A 15406-nucleotide genomic window follows, 5' to 3' on the forward strand; every position below is an offset into this window, starting at 1 on the left:
GGCCGCTGTTTCTTTCGCTGCTGGTTAATAATGCATTATGAATGATAAAGATCTCTCCACCTGGCAGACATTCCGCCGCCTTTGGCCGATGATTACCCCTTTCAAAGCAGGGCTTATCGCGGCGGCTGTTGCGCTGGTGGCGAACGCCGCCAGTGACACTTTCATGCTGTCTCTGTTGAAACCTCTGCTGGATGATGGTTTTGGCAAAGCCGATCGCTCTATCTTGCTTTGGATGCCGCTGGCGGTAATCGCATTAATGATTGTGCGAGGGATCAGTGGCTATGTTTCTAGCTACTGCATTTCATGGGTATCGGGCAAAGTGGTGATGCAAATGCGTCGCCGTCTGTTTGGCCACATGATGGGCATGCCGGTCGCCTTCTTCGACCAACAATCGACGGGCACATTGCTGTCACGTATTACTTATGATTCCGAGCAGGTTGCCTCTTCTTCTTCAAGCGCGCTGGTAACAGTGGTACGTGAAGGGGCATCGATTATTGGCCTGTTCATCATGATGTTCTACTACAGCTGGCAGCTTTCGATCATTTTGGTGGTGATTGCGCCGGTTGTCTCGATTGTTATCCGTCTGGTTTCAAAGCGTTTTCGCGATATCAGCAAAAACATGCAGAACACCATGGGTCATGTTACAACCAGCGCCGAGCAGATGCTCAAAGGTCATAAAGAAGTGCTGATCTTTGGCGGGCAGAAAGTGGAAACTGAGCGTTTCGATTCTGTCAGCAACCGCATGCGTCAGCAGGGTATGCGTTTGGTGTCGGCATCATCGATTTCTGACCCGATTATTCAGCTTATCGCCTCTCTGGCGCTGGCATTTGTTCTTTATGCAGCCAGCTTCCCGTCTGTGATGGAAACACTGAGCGCCGGTACTATCACTGTCGTGTTCTCTTCCATGATCGCTTTAATGCGCCCGTTGAAATCACTGACCAACGTTAATGCCCAATTCCAGCGCGGTATGGCAGCTTGCCAGACGCTGTTCTCTATCCTCGATATGGAGCAGGAAAAGGATGAAGGTAAACGCGTCGTTGAGCGCGCCAAAGGCGATATTGAATTCAAAAACGTCACCTTTACCTATCCTGGGCGCGATGCGCCAGCGCTGCGCGATGTGGCTTTCACCATCCCTGCGGGCCGTACTGTTGCTCTGGTAGGGCGTTCTGGCTCGGGTAAATCGACCATTGCCAGCCTGATGACGCGTTTCTATGACATTCAGGAAGGCCAAATCCTGATGGATGGCCATGATTTGCGTGAATACACGCTGTCATCGCTGCGTAATCAGGTGGCTTTGGTATCGCAAAATGTCCACCTCTTTAACGATACCATTGCTAATAACATTGCCTATGCGCGCACCGACGTCTTCAGCCGCGAAGAGATTGAGAAAGCCGCCAAAATGGCCTATGCCATGGACTTCATTAATAAAATGGATAACGGTCTCGATACGGTAATTGGCGAGAACGGCGTGCTGCTGTCTGGCGGCCAGCGCCAGCGTATTGCTATTGCCCGTGCTCTGCTGCGTGACTCGCCGGTGCTGATCCTCGATGAAGCAACCTCGGCGCTGGATACGGAGTCAGAGCGTGCGATTCAAGCCGCGCTTGACGAGCTGCAAAAGAACCGTACTTCGCTGGTGATTGCGCACCGTCTCTCAACTATTGAAAAAGCCGATGAAATTCTGGTAATTGAAGATGGCCGAGTGGTTGAACGCGGTTCCCACGCCGAGCTGCTTGAGATGCGCGGCGCTTATGCCCAGTTGCACCGGATGCAGTTTGGCCAATGATAGAGCGAATCTGGTCAGGTAAGTCGCCACTTTATCTACTATTACTGCCTCTTTCATGGCTGTACGGGTTGATAACCTGCGGGTTACGGCTCTGCTATAGAAAGGGGTGGAAAAAGAGTTGGCGCTCGCCTGTCCCGATTATCGTGGTCGGTAATCTCACTGCCGGTGGCAATGGGAAAACGCCGGTGGTGATTTGGTTGATTGAACTGTTACAGCGTCAGGGTTTACACGCAGGCGTAGTTTCTCGCGGCTACGGCGGTAAGTCAGAGACTTATCCGTTGGTGCTTGATGCAAATACCCAAACGGCCGAAGCGGGCGATGAGCCTGTGCTGATTTATCAGCGCACCGGCGCCCCGGTGGCGGTATCCCCAGTTCGATCCGATGCGGTAAAAGCGCTGCTCAAGAATCATCAGCTCGACGTGATTGTCACCGACGACGGCCTGCAGCATTACGCTTTGCAGCGTGATTTAGAAATTGTGGTGGTTGATGGCATACGTCGTTTCGGCAACGGCTGGTGGTTACCCGCCGGGCCAATGCGCGAAAGAGCATCGCGCCTGCGTTCTGTTGACGCCGTTATCACCAATGGCGGACAGAGCGAGCCGGGCGAAATCGCCATGCACTTGCAGCCGGGAATGGCCGTCAACTTGCTAACGGGTGAACAGCGCGATGCCACCTCTTTGCCACAGGTTGTTGCCATGGCGGGTATTGGGCACCCTCCGCGCTTCTTCGCCACGCTGAAAAACCTTCAAGTAACCACCCAAGCCGAGTTCGCCTTTGCCGATCATCAAGATTACCAATCCGAGCAACTGAGTGCTCTGCTCGGTGCTGAACAAACTCTATTGATGACGGAAAAAGACGCTGTCAAATGCAGAAGTTTTGCCCAGCCAAATTGGTGGTATTTGCCAGTTAATGCCCACGTTTCCGAGGCTGATACAGCCCGCCTGTTGGCAAAAATCGACCAAGTTATTGCGAAAAAATAGCCTATTGCTTCTCAGGGCAGGCCTTGTTTACATTTCTTCAAATTAAAAAAATAATAAAATTCCCAGCTAATGAGCTGATTTATATGGAATATAATTCAATGTTGGCGTTTTAAATATTTATTTAATTTATAGGTGTTGCTATTACATTTGAGTTGTGAGTAAATGCAGTCCGGCCTGTGATGCAGAGCTATTTATGTCCGAGTTTACAATCTAGCAGTTCCTCCCAAGACGTTATCTTTGATAAAACGATTCCTCTTCAAGTCGAACCTTCTAAGTACCTCCCCATAAGTAATCAATCTACTCGATTGGCCCTAAACGTTTTATGGCAGAAAATCTTAATCAAAGAATTAAGATGCTGAACCCTAAGGCGAAAAAAACTAATAAATTATTTCACAATCGCTCATTAGAGGTTTTTATAAAAAAATAACTTTAGAGTGGGCAAGCGCATCCGAACAATAATAAAAAGCGTGTTCATGGATGCCCAAAATAAAGGATCTACAATTATGATGTTAAAAATGGGTTTAGTTAAATGGTACATCCAAGCTAAAGGCTATGGTTTTATTTGCCCTCTCGACGGTACGTCTGAAATTTATGTTCAGCGCGCCTCTATTGCTAATACAGGCAATAAATCTTTGAATGCTGGGCAGCGCGTAGAGTTCACCACCTACCGCAGCGTGGCTCACGGTCCGTCAGCAGCCGATGTGATCGCGTTCTAAGTTTGACCTGTCCCCCAGACCTTGGCGCGTAAATTTACGCTCAGGTCAAAATGTGTTATCGGTATCTGTAATGCTTTCATCAACGGATACCGATATGTCTCACCCGGTTATATCTCTCTCTGCCGCCCGCACTTTGCACCTCGCTGCTCAACAACTTCAACACCCACTCAAGCGCAAGCCCCAACGGGACGATCTCCTCACAGCCATTACTCAGATGGGTTTGCTGCAAATTGATACCATTAGCGTGGTCGCCCGCAGCCCATATTTAGTGCTTTTTAGCCGCCTCGGGCACTATCCGCAGGAGTGGCTGGAAGACGCACTGGCGTCGGGTAAACTGTTTGAGTATTGGGCTCACGAAGCCTGTTTTATCCCCATCGAAGATTACGCTTTGCTACGCCACCGCATGCTTCAGCCTGAGAAAATGGGCTGGAAATACTCAACCGAGTGGGTCGAAAAGCATCAGGAAGACATTGACGGCATCCTCAGCCATATTGCGGAAAATGGCCCGGTGCGTTCGGCGGATTTCGCCGGAGAGAAGCGTTCAGCTACCGGCTGGTGGGACTGGAAGCCGCACAAGCGGCATCTGGAGACGCTGTTTACCTCAGGCAAGCTGATGGTGGTGGAGCGTCGCAGTTTTCATCGCGTTTACGACCTCGCAGAGCGCGTGATGCCCGGCTGGAATGATGCCACCCAGGCTCTGTCACAGCAGGATGCCGAAGAGATCATGCTGCGCCGGTCGGCGCAAAGTCTGGGCTTATTCAAACCTGAGTGGCTGGCAGATTATTATCGCCTGAAACGCATTAAAGCGCAGGAGGTGATATCCCGCTGGTTAGAAAGTGGTGAGGTCAGGCCGGTCAATGTAAAAGGGCTGGATGGCCTGTTCTATGTGCATCAGAGTCAGTTTTCCCTGCTGGAACAAGCCATTAACGGCAAAATTAGCTCGACGGTTACCGCGCTGCTTTCGCCATTCGACCCCGTGGTATGGGATAGAAAACGGGCGCTGGCGCTATTTAATTTTGATTACCGACTGGAATGTTACACGCCGGAGCCGAAGCGGCAATATGGCTATTTCACGTTGCCTATTTTGCATCGCGGAGAGCTGATCGGGCGCGTGGACGCCAAGATGCATCGCAAAGAGAAAACCTTTGAAGTGAAAACCTTGCACCTTGAGAGTGGTACTAAACTGAGCCCAAGACGCATCAAAGATATCACTGATGCCGTCAGTCGTTTTGCCTTATGGCACGAGGCTGATCGGGTGCTGATAGGGAAGGTACCAGAAGCGTTGCGGCTGCACTGGGAAGCGGGCTGGTCATTGCTCAAATAAACAATCGGCTGCCATTGGCAGCCGTTTTTCGCTGGGTGAGAATGTCAAAACAGCCTTAGTTGCTGTAGTTGGCAAACATCGCGATGATTTTGTGGATCAGTTTCATTTCAGTGCTCGTCAGTAGAAATTTAATGTGACTTTTGTCACAAAAAAATACTACGCCGACCTCCGGCTTTTATCAATCTCTGTTTCGGCCTCTTGGCGATTTATCCCACTAGGCAGCCTATATTGCCGATGTCAGATTAACCTTGGCGGAAGGGTTATGGTATTCTTTGCCACCGTAGAGGTTTGTCAAAACACGCATTATTGCAGCTGCTTGGCCTTCAAGCGTGCAATTCACATGCCCCGGGAGAATGTATGGATCATCGTTTACTCGAAATTGTTGCTTGCCCTGTCTGTACCGGTAAGCTTTATTTCAATAAAGAGTCGCAAGAATTAATTTGTAAAGTGGACGGACTGGCTTATCCGGTGCGCGACGGCATTCCGGTGTTGTTAGAAACTGAAGCCCGTGCGCTTTCTGCTGACGAGACGCATCCATGAGTTTTATTGCCATCATTCCTGCCCGCTTTGCTTCCAGCCGCCTGCCGGGGAAACCTCTGGCGGATATCGGCGGCAAGCCAATGGTCGTTCATGTGATGGAACGCGCGAAAGAGTCCGGTGCCGATCGCGTTATCGTCGCCACCGACCATCCTGACGTTTTTGCTGCAGTAGAAGCGGCTGGCGGCGAAGTTTGCATGACCCGCGCTGACCACCAGTCAGGCACTGAGCGTCTGGCCGAAGTCATCGAACTGTACGGCTTTTCCGACGAGGACATTATCGTCAATGTGCAGGGCGACGAGCCTCTGGTGCCGCCGGTGATTATCAAGCAGGTCGCTGATAATCTGGCCTCCTGTGAAGCCGGCATGGCGACTTTAGCGGTGCCTATTGAAACGGCAGAAGAGGCGTTCAACCCTAACGCGGTAAAAGTGGTGATGGACGTCAACGGCTACGCGCTCTATTTCTCGCGGGCAACCATTCCGTGGGAGCGCGAGCGTTTTGCTAAATCCAGAGAGACTGTCGGTGATACGTTCCTGCGCCACATTGGCATTTATGCCTATCGCGCCGGTTTCATTCGCCGCTATGTCAACTGGGCGCCAAGCCCGCTTGAGAATATCGAGCTTCTGGAGCAGCTGCGCGTGCTGTGGTACGGCGAAAAAATCCACGTGGCCGTAGCGAAAGAAGTGCCGTCGGTGGGTGTCGATACGCCAGAAGATTTGCAGCGCGTGCGCGAGTTTCTGGCCCACTAATTAGCCTTTCCCCGCTTTGCGCCTTGCAACGCTATACTGATACGGAATGTCATTGGGCATTCCGTTTTTTATTCTGCGACTTTCATTGATCTGCCACCGAGAAATCGTCGGGCAATGCTTTCATCATAAACCTCATCACTTCTTCACTGTGTAACCGTCATGGAACAGCTGAAAGCCGAATTAAGTATTGTGCTGGGCGAACGCCTGTCTCGCCTTGAATGCGTTAGCGAGCAACCTTATGCCCATCTCTATGCGATTTATGATGAGCAGGGGCACGCCGTGCCGCTAATGGCCAAAAGTTACGTCTGTTCGGGCATTGCCAGCCAGGAGGCGTATAAATTGTCGATGCTGGCGCGCGAGGGCGTGGTGCGCGTGCCGACGGTATTTGGTTTAGTTACCACCAGCCAATCGCCTTTTAAGGAGGTCTTACTGATCGAGCGCCTTCGAGGCGTTTCTGCCGAAGCTCCGACCCGCACGCCGCAGCGCGGCGAGATGCTGATAGAGCAGATTATCGAAGGGCTGCTGGCGTGGCACCGCATTGACAGCCATGGACACGTGGGCACGGTGGATAGCACGCAGGACAATAAGTGGTCGCTGTGGTATCAGCAGCGCGTTGAGGCACTTTGGGCTTCCATCAGCCATTTGCAGTCAGCGCAGCTGACGCAGGAAGATCGCACTTTGCTGTTCCGTTCTCGCGCCAGCCTGCCCAGCCTGTTTACTGACTTTAATGATAATTCCGTACTGCTTCACGGCAACCTCTCACTGCGCAGTCTGTTAAAAGACCCGCGCAGCGACCAGCTCTTAGCCATGATCAACCCCGGCACGCTGCTGTGGGGGCCAAGGGAGTTTGAGCTGTTCCGCCTGTGGGAGAAAGGGATGAGCGAGCAGCTGCTATTTCGCTATTTACAGCGTGCGCCGGTCTCAGAAAGCTTCCTCGCCCGGCGCGGTTTATATCTTCTGTGGGAATCTGTCTCCCACTTGCTACACACCGGCAAGCTGGACCGCCCGGCGTTTGAACACGCTAAACAGCAGCTGCTTCCATGGCTTAACTGAGGTCAGTCGCCACTGCTGCCAATTCGTTGCCAGATTCGCCCCAGAGTTTCATACCAAATTCGTTCGCTGTGTCCTAAGAACAGCGAGCTTGGCAATATTTTTTCCCAAGGATTGAGCGGCGAGTCGATGGCCAGCTGATTGGCCGGAGCAGGAGTAGGGTGCAGACCCTGCTGCTCGAAGAAAATCATGGCGCGCGGCAGGTGATTGGCAGAGGTCACCAGCGCCATAGGCTGATCTCCAATATGTATTTTCACCTGCTCGGCCTCTTCGTGAGTATCACGCGGGGTGTCGAGCATGATGATATCGCTCTGCGGCACGCCGAGGCTGATGGCCACTTTCGCCGCCACTTCTGCTGTACTCACCGGGTTGCCAATGGCTTTTCCGCCGGTGAAAATCATCTTCGACCCCGGATTCTCCCGATAAACCCGAATGCCTTCTGCTACTCGTGGCAGGCTGTTATTGATCAAATTGGAACTGGGTGCCCAGTCTGGGTTATAAGTGTACCCGCCGCCTAACACCACCACATATTTTAACGGCTGCGCGCTATTGGCGCGGTAAGTGGGATAGGTTGATTCTAGCGGCCGCAGCAAAGCATCAGCCACAGGTTGCAGGCTTAAAAGGGCCAGAGCGAGCCAACTCAGTAAAAAGCAGACTTTTCCTGCTTTCTGCCAGCGAGTAAACCACAGTAAAACCAGCGCTACCGCCATGATCATTAATAAAAAGGGTAGCGGGAGCAGCAGCCCCCCAATGGCTTTTTTGAGAATAAATGGCATCGAAAATAGGTCCTTTTGAGCGAAAAAACGACATCCAGGCACGAATCCACATTGGGATGATTTATTCTACGTCAGCCTGTGCCAAAATAGCAGGCTCGGCCGTCCCGCAATGCTCAGTATTTCGGTTATGATTTCATTCAACAAAATGCGCTATCAGGAACAGGTATCATTTCATGCAGGATCGTAATTTCGACGATATCGCCGAAAAGTTCTCACGCAATATTTACGGTACGACCAAAGGTCGTATTCGTCAGGCCGTGCTGGGACAAGATCTTCGCGAACTGATCGCTACGCTCCCCCAGAGGCCGCTGCGCATTCTGGATGCCGGGGGCGGCGAAGGGCAGATGGCGTGCGAACTCGCCGCTTTGGGACATCAGGTCTTGTTGTGCGATCTCTCTGGTGAGATGATCCGCCGCGCCAAAGCGGCCGCCGAGGAAAAAGGTGTGAGCGACAACATGCAATTTGTACAATGTCCTGCTCAGAACGTCGCTCAGCATTTGGAACAGCCTGTTGATCTGATATTGTTTCACGCGGTGATTGAATGGCTCGCGGAACCTCAACAGGCGCTGCAGGCATTAACCGATTGTTTGGCGCCGGGTGGTGCCTTGTCGCTAATGTTTTACAATATCCATGGTCTGGTGATGCGTCACATGATCTTGGGTAACTTCGGTCACGTCGAAGCAGGCGTGCCAAAAATTAAAAAAAGCTCGCTGTTGCCGGATCATCCTCTGGAACCTCAACAAGTTTATGCCTGGCTTGATGCGTTGGGGATGGTGATCACGGGCAAAACCGGTGTTCGCGTTTTCCATGATTACTTGCGTAACCGGCAACAACATAAACAGGATTTCGACGAGCTTCTGGCGCTGGAACAGCGTTATTGCCGACAGGAACCTTTTGTTAGTTTGGGACGTTACATCCACGTGATGGCGCACAAACCCAATCTGAAGGACGAATCATGAGTGAATTTTCCCAGACTGTACCCGAACTGGTCGCCTGGGCGCGCAAAAATGACTTCTCCATTTCTCTGCCTACCGAACGTCTGGCCTTTCTGCTGGCAATCGCCACGCTGAACGGTGAGCGTCTGGACGGTGAAATGAGTGAGGGTGAGCTGGTCGATGCTTTTCGCCACGTAAGCAAAGGCTTCGAGCAAACCCATGAAACGGTCACCGTGCGCGCCAACAACGCCATTAATGACATGGTGCGTCAGCGTTTACTCAATCGTTTTGTCAGTGAACTGGCTGACGGCAATGCCATTTATCGTTTAACGCCGCTGGGCATTGGCATCACCGACTACTATATTCGTCAACGTGAATTCTCGACGCTGCGCCTCTCCATGCAGCTGTCCATCGTGGCCCAAGAGCTTAAGCGCGCCGCGGATGCCGCCGAAGAGGGCGGTGATGAGTTTCATTGGCATCGCAACGTTTTCGCGCCATTGAAATACTCCGTGGCGGAGATTTTTGACAGTATCGACATGACGCAGCGCATCATGGACGAGCAGCAGCAGGGCGTGAAAGACGATATCGCCGCGCTGTTAAACAAAGATTGGCGCGCGGCCATTTCCAGCTGTGAAATGCTGCTGTCCGAAACCTCAGGTACGCTGCGTGAATTACAGGATACGCTAGAGGCCGCGGGCGACCTGCTGCAAGCGCACTTACTGCGGATTCAGGACTCGACCATGGGCGAAAGCGAACTGAGCTTCGTCGATAAGTTAGTCTTTGATTTGCAAAGCAAGCTTGACCGCATTACCAGCTGGGGCCAGCAAGCGATTGACCTGTGGATCGGTTATGACCGTCATGTTCACAAATTTATTCGTACCGCGATCGATATGGATAAAAACCGCGTCTTTGCTCAGCGTCTTCGCCAGTCCGTCCAAAATTACTTCGACAATCCGTGGACGTTAACCTTTGCGAATGCAGAGCGTTTACTGGACATGCGTGATGAAGAGCTGGCGCTGCGCAGTGAAGAGGTGACCGGTGAACTTCCGCCGGACCTGGAATATGAAGAATTTAGTGAAATACGTGAGCAGCTTGCCGCAATGATTGAGCAAGCGCTGCAAGTGTATCAACAACAGAAGACGCCGCTTAATCTGGGCACCGTGATGCGCGATTACCTTGAACAGTACCCGCGCGCGCGGCATTTTGACGTAGCGCGAATTGTGGTCGACCAGGCTGTACGCCTTGGTGTGGCTGAAGCAGATTTTTCAGGGTTGCCAGCCGAATGGCAGGCAATCAATGATTTCGGAGCCAAGGTGCAGGCCCATGTCATCGACAAATATTGAACACATAATGCCAGCTAAACTGGCGCAAGCGTTGGCAAATTCCGTATTTCCTGCTCTGGACAGTCAGCTGCGTTCTGGCCGTCACATTGGCATTGACGAATTGGATAACCACGCTTTCCTGATGGACTATCAGGAAGAACTCGAGCTGTTTTATAGCCGCTACAGCGTTGAATTGATCCGAGCGCCGGAAGGTTTCTTCTACCTGCGCCCACGCTCAACCACGCTCATCCCGCGTTCGGTGCTGTCCGAGCTGGACATGATGGTAGGAAAAATTCTCTGCTATCTGTACCTCAGCCCGGAGCGTCTGGCGCATGAAGGCATTTTCACCCAGCAGGAACTTTATGATGAACTGCTCAGCCTTGCCGATGAAAGCAAGCTGCTGAAATACGTCAATCAGCGTTCTACCGGCTCTGACCTTGACCGCCAGAAGCTGCAAGAGAAAGTCAGAACTTCGCTGAACCGCCTGCGCCGCTTGGGCATGGTGTGGTTTATGGGTGCCGACAGCAGTAAATTCCGCATTACCGAAGCCGTGTTCCGCTTCGGGGCAGATGTACGCAGTGGCGATGACGCCCGCGAAGCGCAGTTGCGAATGATCCGCGACGGTGAAGCAATGCCAATTGAAAGCGCGTTATCGCTGAATGACGAAAACGAAGACAGCGAATCGCCAACCGAACAAGGGCATGACAGCGCAGAGGACGAACAGGAATGATTGAACGCGGTAAATTTCGCTCACTAACGCTGGTTAACTGGAACGGCTTCTTTGCGCGTACTTTTGACCTTGATGCTTTGGTTACCACGCTATCGGGCGGCAACGGGGCGGGGAAATCGACCACCATGGCGGCCTTCGTTACGGCGCTGATCCCTGACTTAACCTTGCTGCACTTCCGTAACACCACCGAAGCGGGTGCGACCTCCGGCTCTCGTGACAAAGGTCTGCACGGCAAGCTGCGCGCCGGTGTCTGCTATTCCACCCTCGACGTGGTGAACTCGCGCCATCAGCGGGTTATTGTCGGCGTACGTTTGCAGCAGGTTGCCGGCCGTGACCGTAAAGTGGATATCAAACCTTTCACCATTCAAGGTCTGCCCACTGCGATCCAGCCAACGGAAATCTTGACCCAAACCGTGGGCGATCGTCAGGCGCGCGTGCTGTCGCTGCAAGAGCTGAAAGACAGCGTCGAAGCGATGGAAGGGGTGCAGTTCAAGCAGTTCAACTCGATCACTGACTATCACTCGCTGATGTTCGATCTGGGCGTGATCCCGCGCCGTCTGCGCACCGCGTCCGATCGCAGCAAGTTCTATCGCCTGATTGAAGCCTCGCTGTACGGCGGGATTTCCAGCGCCATCACCCGCTCTCTGCGCGACTACCTGTTGCCAGAAAACAGCGGCGTGCGCAAAGCCTTCCAAGACATGGAAGCGGCCCTGCGCGAGAACCGCATGACGCTGGAAGCTATTCGCGTCACCCAGTCTGACCGCGATTTGTTCAAACACCTGATCTCCGAAGCCACCTCTTACGTTGCCGCCGACTATATGCGCCATGCCAACGAGCGTCGCATCCATCTCGACGGTGCCTTGGTGCTGCGCAACGACTTGCTGACCAGCCGCAAACAGCTCTCCAGCGAGCAGTATCGCCATGTTGAAATGGCCCGCGAGTTGGCCGAGCAGAGCGGCTCGCAAAGTGATTTAGAAACTGACTATCAGGCGGCCAGTGACCACCTGAGTCTGGTGCAGACGGCGATGCGTCAGCAGGAAAAAATCGAGCGCTATGAGAGCGACCTCGAAGAGCTGACTTATCGTCTCGAAGAACAAAATGAAGTGGTGGCCGAAGCCAGCGAGCTGCACGCCGAGCACGAAGCCCGCGCCGAAGCCGCTGAGATTGAAGTGGATGAGCTGAAGAGCCAGCTGGCGGATTACCAGCAAGCGCTCGACGTGCAGCAAACCCGCGCCATTCAGTACCAGCAGGCGCTGCACGCCCTTGAGCGCGCGCGCGAGCTGTGCCAAATCCCTGACCTGTCGAGCCAGAACAGCGAAGAGTGGCTGGAAACCTTCCAAAGCAAAGAGCAGGAAGCCACAGATATCCTGCTGATGCTCGAGCAGAAGATGAGCGTGGCCGACGCGGCGCACAGCCAGTTCGAAAACGCCTATCAGCTGGTGGTGAAAATCGCCGGTGAAGTGAGCCGCAGCGAAGCCTGGCAAACCGCGCGTGAACTGTTGCGCGACTGGTCTTCTCAACAGCACCAGGCCGAGCGCGTAGAGCCACTGCGCATGCGCCTGTCTGAGCTGGAAGGCCGCCTGCGCGAGCAGCAAGACGCCGAGCGCCAATTGCAGGAGTTCTGCAAACGTTCGGGTCAGGATGTTCATCCTGAAGATTTAGACGAGCTTCAGCGCGAGCTGGAAGTACAGATTGAAGAGCTGTCTGGCGTGGTTTCCCAAGCCGGCGAGCGCCGCATGGAGATGCGCCAAGAGCTTGAGCGCGTTCAGGCCCGTATTCGTGAGCTGACCGCCCGTGCACCGGTGTGGTTGGCGGCGCAAGAGGCGCTGAGCCAGCTGAGCGAGCAGAGCAAAGAGCCGCTGGAAAGTAGCCAGCAGGTTACTGAGTACATGCAGCAGATGCTGGAAAGCGAGCGCGAAACCACGGTTGAGCGCGACGAAGTGGCTTCGCGCAAAAAACGCATTGAAGGGCAAATAACGCGCCTTAGCCAGCCAAGCGGTGCGGAAGATTCGCGCATGATTGCCCTGGCTGAGCGTTTTGGCGGCGTGTTGCTTTCTGAGATTTATGACGACGTTACCATTGATGATGCGCCTTACTTCTCCGCGCTTTACGGGCCTTCCCGCCATGCCATCGTGGTGCCAGATCTCTCTCTGATCCGCGACCAGCTTGACGGCTTGGACGATTGCCCAGAAGACCTTTATCTGATTGAAGGGGACCCGCAGTCCTTCGATGACAGCGTGTTCGCCGTCGAAGAGATGCAGGGCGCGGTGCTGGTCAAAACCGGCGACCGCCAGTGGCGTTATTCCCACTTCCCGCAGGTGCCTCTGTTCGGCCGCGCGGCGCGTGAGAATCGCCTCGAGACTTTACATAAAGAGCGCGAAACCCTGTCTGAGCGTTATGCGACTCTGTCGTTTGACGTGCAGAAGATTCAGCGTGTGCATCAGGCCTTCAGTCGCTTCATCGGCAGTCACTTGGCGGTGGCGTTTGATGCCGACCCGGAAGCCGAGATCCGCACTCTCAGCGGGCGTCGCGGTGAGCTGGAGCGCGCCCTGAACTCTCATGAAGGGGCCAACCAGCAGCAGCGCCAGCAGTATGAACAGGCAAAAGAATCCGTTGCCATGCTCAACAAGCTGCTACCGCGCGTTGGCCTGCTGTGTGATGAAACCCTGATCGACCGGGTTGAAGAGATCCGTGAAGAGCTGGAAGAAGCGCAGGATTCTGCCCGCTTTATTCAGCAACACGGCGCGTCTCTCACCAAGCTGGAGCCGCTGGTTTCTGTGCTGCAAAGTGACCCTGAGCAGCACGACCAGTTAAAAGAGGATTACGCGCAGGCCCAGCACGCGCAGCGATTGGCTAAGCAGCAGGCCTTCTCGCTGACCGAAGTGGTTCAGCGTCGTGCGCACTTCGGCTATACCGATTCAGCGGGCATGCTGACTGAAAACTCTGATTTGAATGACAAGCTGCGTCAGCGCCTTGAACATGCCGAGGCTGAGCGTACCCGTGCCCGTGAGCAGATGCGTCAACATCAGGCACAGTACGCCCAGTACAACCAAGTGTTGGCGTCGCTGAAAAGCTCATTCGATGCTAAGCGCGATATGCTCAAAGAGCTGGGGCAAGAGCTGCAGGATATCGGCGTGCAGGCTGACGCTAACGCCGAAGCCCGCGCCAAGACCCGTCGTGACGAGCTGCATGCCGCGCTGAGCACCAACCGCGCTCGCTGTAACCAGCTGGAAAAACAGATCACCTTCTGCGAAGCCGAAATGGATAACTTGCAGAAGAAACTGCGCAAGCTTGAGCGTGATTATCACCAGAGCCGCGAGCACGTGGTCACCGCGAAGGCGGGTTGGTGTGCGGTGATGCGTTTGGTGAAAGACAATGGCGTCGAGCGTCGTCTGCACCGCCGAGAGCTCGCCTATATGGACGGCGACGAGCTGCGTTCCATGTCGGATAAATCACTGGGCGCGCTGCGCCTGGCGGTGGCTGACAACGAGCATTTGCGCGACGTTCTGCGTCTTTCCGAAGATCCAAAACGCCCTGAGCGCAAAATTCAGTTCTACATCGCGGTTTATCAGCATCTGCGCGAGCGCATTCGTCAGGATATTATTCGCACCGACGACCCGGTTGAAGCTATCGAACAGATGGAAATCGAGCTGGGGCGTCTGACGGAAGAGCTAACCGCGCGTGAGCAGCAGCTGGCGATCAGCTCGAAGAGCGTGGCGAACATTATTCGCAAAACCATTCAGCGTGAGCAGAACCGTATTCGCATGCTCAACCAAGGGCTGCAGGCCGTGGCCTTCGGTCAGGTTAAGAGTGTGCGTCTTAATGTTAACGTTCGTGAAGCGCATGCCGGGCTGCTGGACGTGCTCTCCGAGCAGCAAGATCAGCATCAGGACCTGTTTAGCAGCAACCGCCTGACCTTCTCTGAAGCACTGGCGAAGCTCTATCAGCGCCTGAATCCGCAGATCGACATGGGCCAGCGTACGCCACAAACCATCGGCGAGGAGTTACTGGATTATCGTAACTATCTCGAAATGGAAGTGGAGGTTAACCGTGGTTCTGACGGCTGGTTGCGTGCGGAGAGCGGGGCGCTGTCCACCGGTGAGGCTATCGGTACCGGTATGTCGATTCTGGTGATGGTGGTGCAGAGCTGGGAAGAAGAGTCGAGCCGCATGCGCGGTAAAGACATTTCGCCTTGCCGCCTGCTGTTCCTCGATGAAGCGGCGCGTCTAGATGCGAAATCTATCGCCACCTTGTTTGAACTCTGCGACCGTCTTGAGATGCAGCTGATTATCGCCGCACCTGAAAACATCAGTCCAGAGAAGGGCACAACCTATAAGCTGGTGCGTAAAGTGTTCAACAACCATGAACACGTGCACGTGGTGGGTCTACGCGGCTTCGCCGCCGAGCTACCAGCCACTGTAGATGCTGAAGTGGAAAACGGCTGATAACTGCTGGATTCTGCGCATAAAAAAAAGCCCCGTTTATGGGGCTTTTTTACGTTTAG

General features: G+C 53.8%; 12 protein-coding genes. 11 read left to right on the plus strand and 1 reads right to left on the minus strand.

What is annotated here, in order from left to right:
- The first annotated feature begins 34 nt into the window (after positions 1–34).
- From msbA to V2154_RS06595, 7 genes are all read left to right on the plus strand, one after another.
- The gene (gene msbA / locus V2154_RS06565; RefSeq protein ID WP_353503933.1) at positions 35–1783 is read left to right on the plus strand and encodes a lipid A ABC transporter ATP-binding protein/permease MsbA; all 1749 of its coding nucleotides are present in this window, start codon (positions 35–37) and stop codon (positions 1781–1783) included.
- On the plus strand, positions 1780–2763 hold the full coding sequence (gene lpxK, locus V2154_RS06570) for a tetraacyldisaccharide 4'-kinase (protein WP_353501551.1): 984 nt from the start codon (positions 1780–1782) through the stop codon (positions 2761–2763). Before msbA ends, lpxK begins: the two co-directional genes overlap by 4 nt.
- A 503-nt stretch (positions 2764–3266) precedes the next feature.
- Complete coding sequence (locus V2154_RS06575; protein ID WP_353501552.1) at positions 3267–3479, plus strand: cold-shock protein; 213 nt, start codon at positions 3267–3269, stop codon at positions 3477–3479.
- A gap of 94 nt (positions 3480–3573) precedes the next feature.
- Positions 3574–4803 carry a winged helix-turn-helix domain-containing protein gene (locus V2154_RS06580; protein WP_353503934.1) on the plus strand — a complete coding sequence of 410 codons (1230 nt, stop codon included), beginning with the start codon at positions 3574–3576 and terminating at the stop codon, positions 4801–4803.
- Positions 4804–5160: 357 nt separating this feature from the next.
- Positions 5161–5343 carry a Trm112 family protein gene (locus tag V2154_RS06585; protein ID WP_034789208.1) on the plus strand — a complete coding sequence of 61 codons (183 nt, stop codon included), beginning with the start codon at positions 5161–5163 and terminating at the stop codon, positions 5341–5343.
- Positions 5340–6089, plus strand: coding sequence for a 3-deoxy-manno-octulosonate cytidylyltransferase (gene kdsB / locus V2154_RS06590; RefSeq protein WP_353501553.1), 750 nt, complete (start codon positions 5340–5342; stop codon positions 6087–6089). Before V2154_RS06585 ends, kdsB begins: the two co-directional genes overlap by 4 nt.
- 159 nt (positions 6090–6248) lie before the next feature.
- Positions 6249–7142 (plus strand): YcbJ family phosphotransferase, encoded by an 894-nt coding sequence (locus V2154_RS06595; protein WP_353501554.1) that lies wholly within the window; start codon positions 6249–6251, stop codon positions 7140–7142.
- 2 nt (positions 7143–7144) lie between these two features.
- Here V2154_RS06595 and elyC read toward each other — a convergent pair whose 3' ends face one another.
- Complete coding sequence (gene elyC / locus V2154_RS06600) at positions 7145–7915, minus strand: envelope biogenesis factor ElyC (RefSeq protein WP_353501555.1); 771 nt, start codon at positions 7913–7915, stop codon at positions 7145–7147.
- A 173-nt stretch (positions 7916–8088) separates the two neighbouring features.
- Here elyC and cmoM point away from each other — a divergent pair, with 173 nt between their 5' ends.
- The 4 genes from cmoM to mukB are packed head-to-tail and all read left to right on the plus strand — an operon-like array spanning position 8089 to position 15347.
- Positions 8089–8874: a tRNA uridine 5-oxyacetic acid(34) methyltransferase CmoM gene (cmoM, locus tag V2154_RS06605; protein WP_353501556.1), complete on the plus strand. Its 786-nt coding sequence runs from the start codon at positions 8089–8091 to the stop codon at positions 8872–8874.
- Positions 8871–10193 (plus strand): chromosome partition protein MukF, encoded by a 1323-nt coding sequence (gene mukF, locus V2154_RS06610; RefSeq protein ID WP_034789221.1) that lies wholly within the window; start codon positions 8871–8873, stop codon positions 10191–10193. Before cmoM ends, mukF begins: the two co-directional genes overlap by 4 nt.
- Entirely contained in the window at positions 10174–10902 is a 729-nt protein-coding gene (gene mukE, locus V2154_RS06615) for a chromosome partition protein MukE (protein ID WP_034789231.1), read from the plus strand. The genes mukF and mukE overlap by 20 nt, the downstream gene beginning before the upstream one ends.
- Positions 10899–15347, plus strand: coding sequence for a chromosome partition protein MukB (gene mukB / locus V2154_RS06620; protein WP_353501557.1), 4449 nt, complete (start codon positions 10899–10901; stop codon positions 15345–15347). The genes mukE and mukB overlap by 4 nt, the downstream gene beginning before the upstream one ends.
- The last annotated feature ends 59 nt before the right edge of the window (positions 15348–15406 follow it).

The organism is Ewingella sp. CoE-038-23 (genome assembly GCF_040419245.1).
GTDB lineage: Bacteria > Pseudomonadota > Gammaproteobacteria > Enterobacterales > Enterobacteriaceae > Ewingella > Ewingella allii.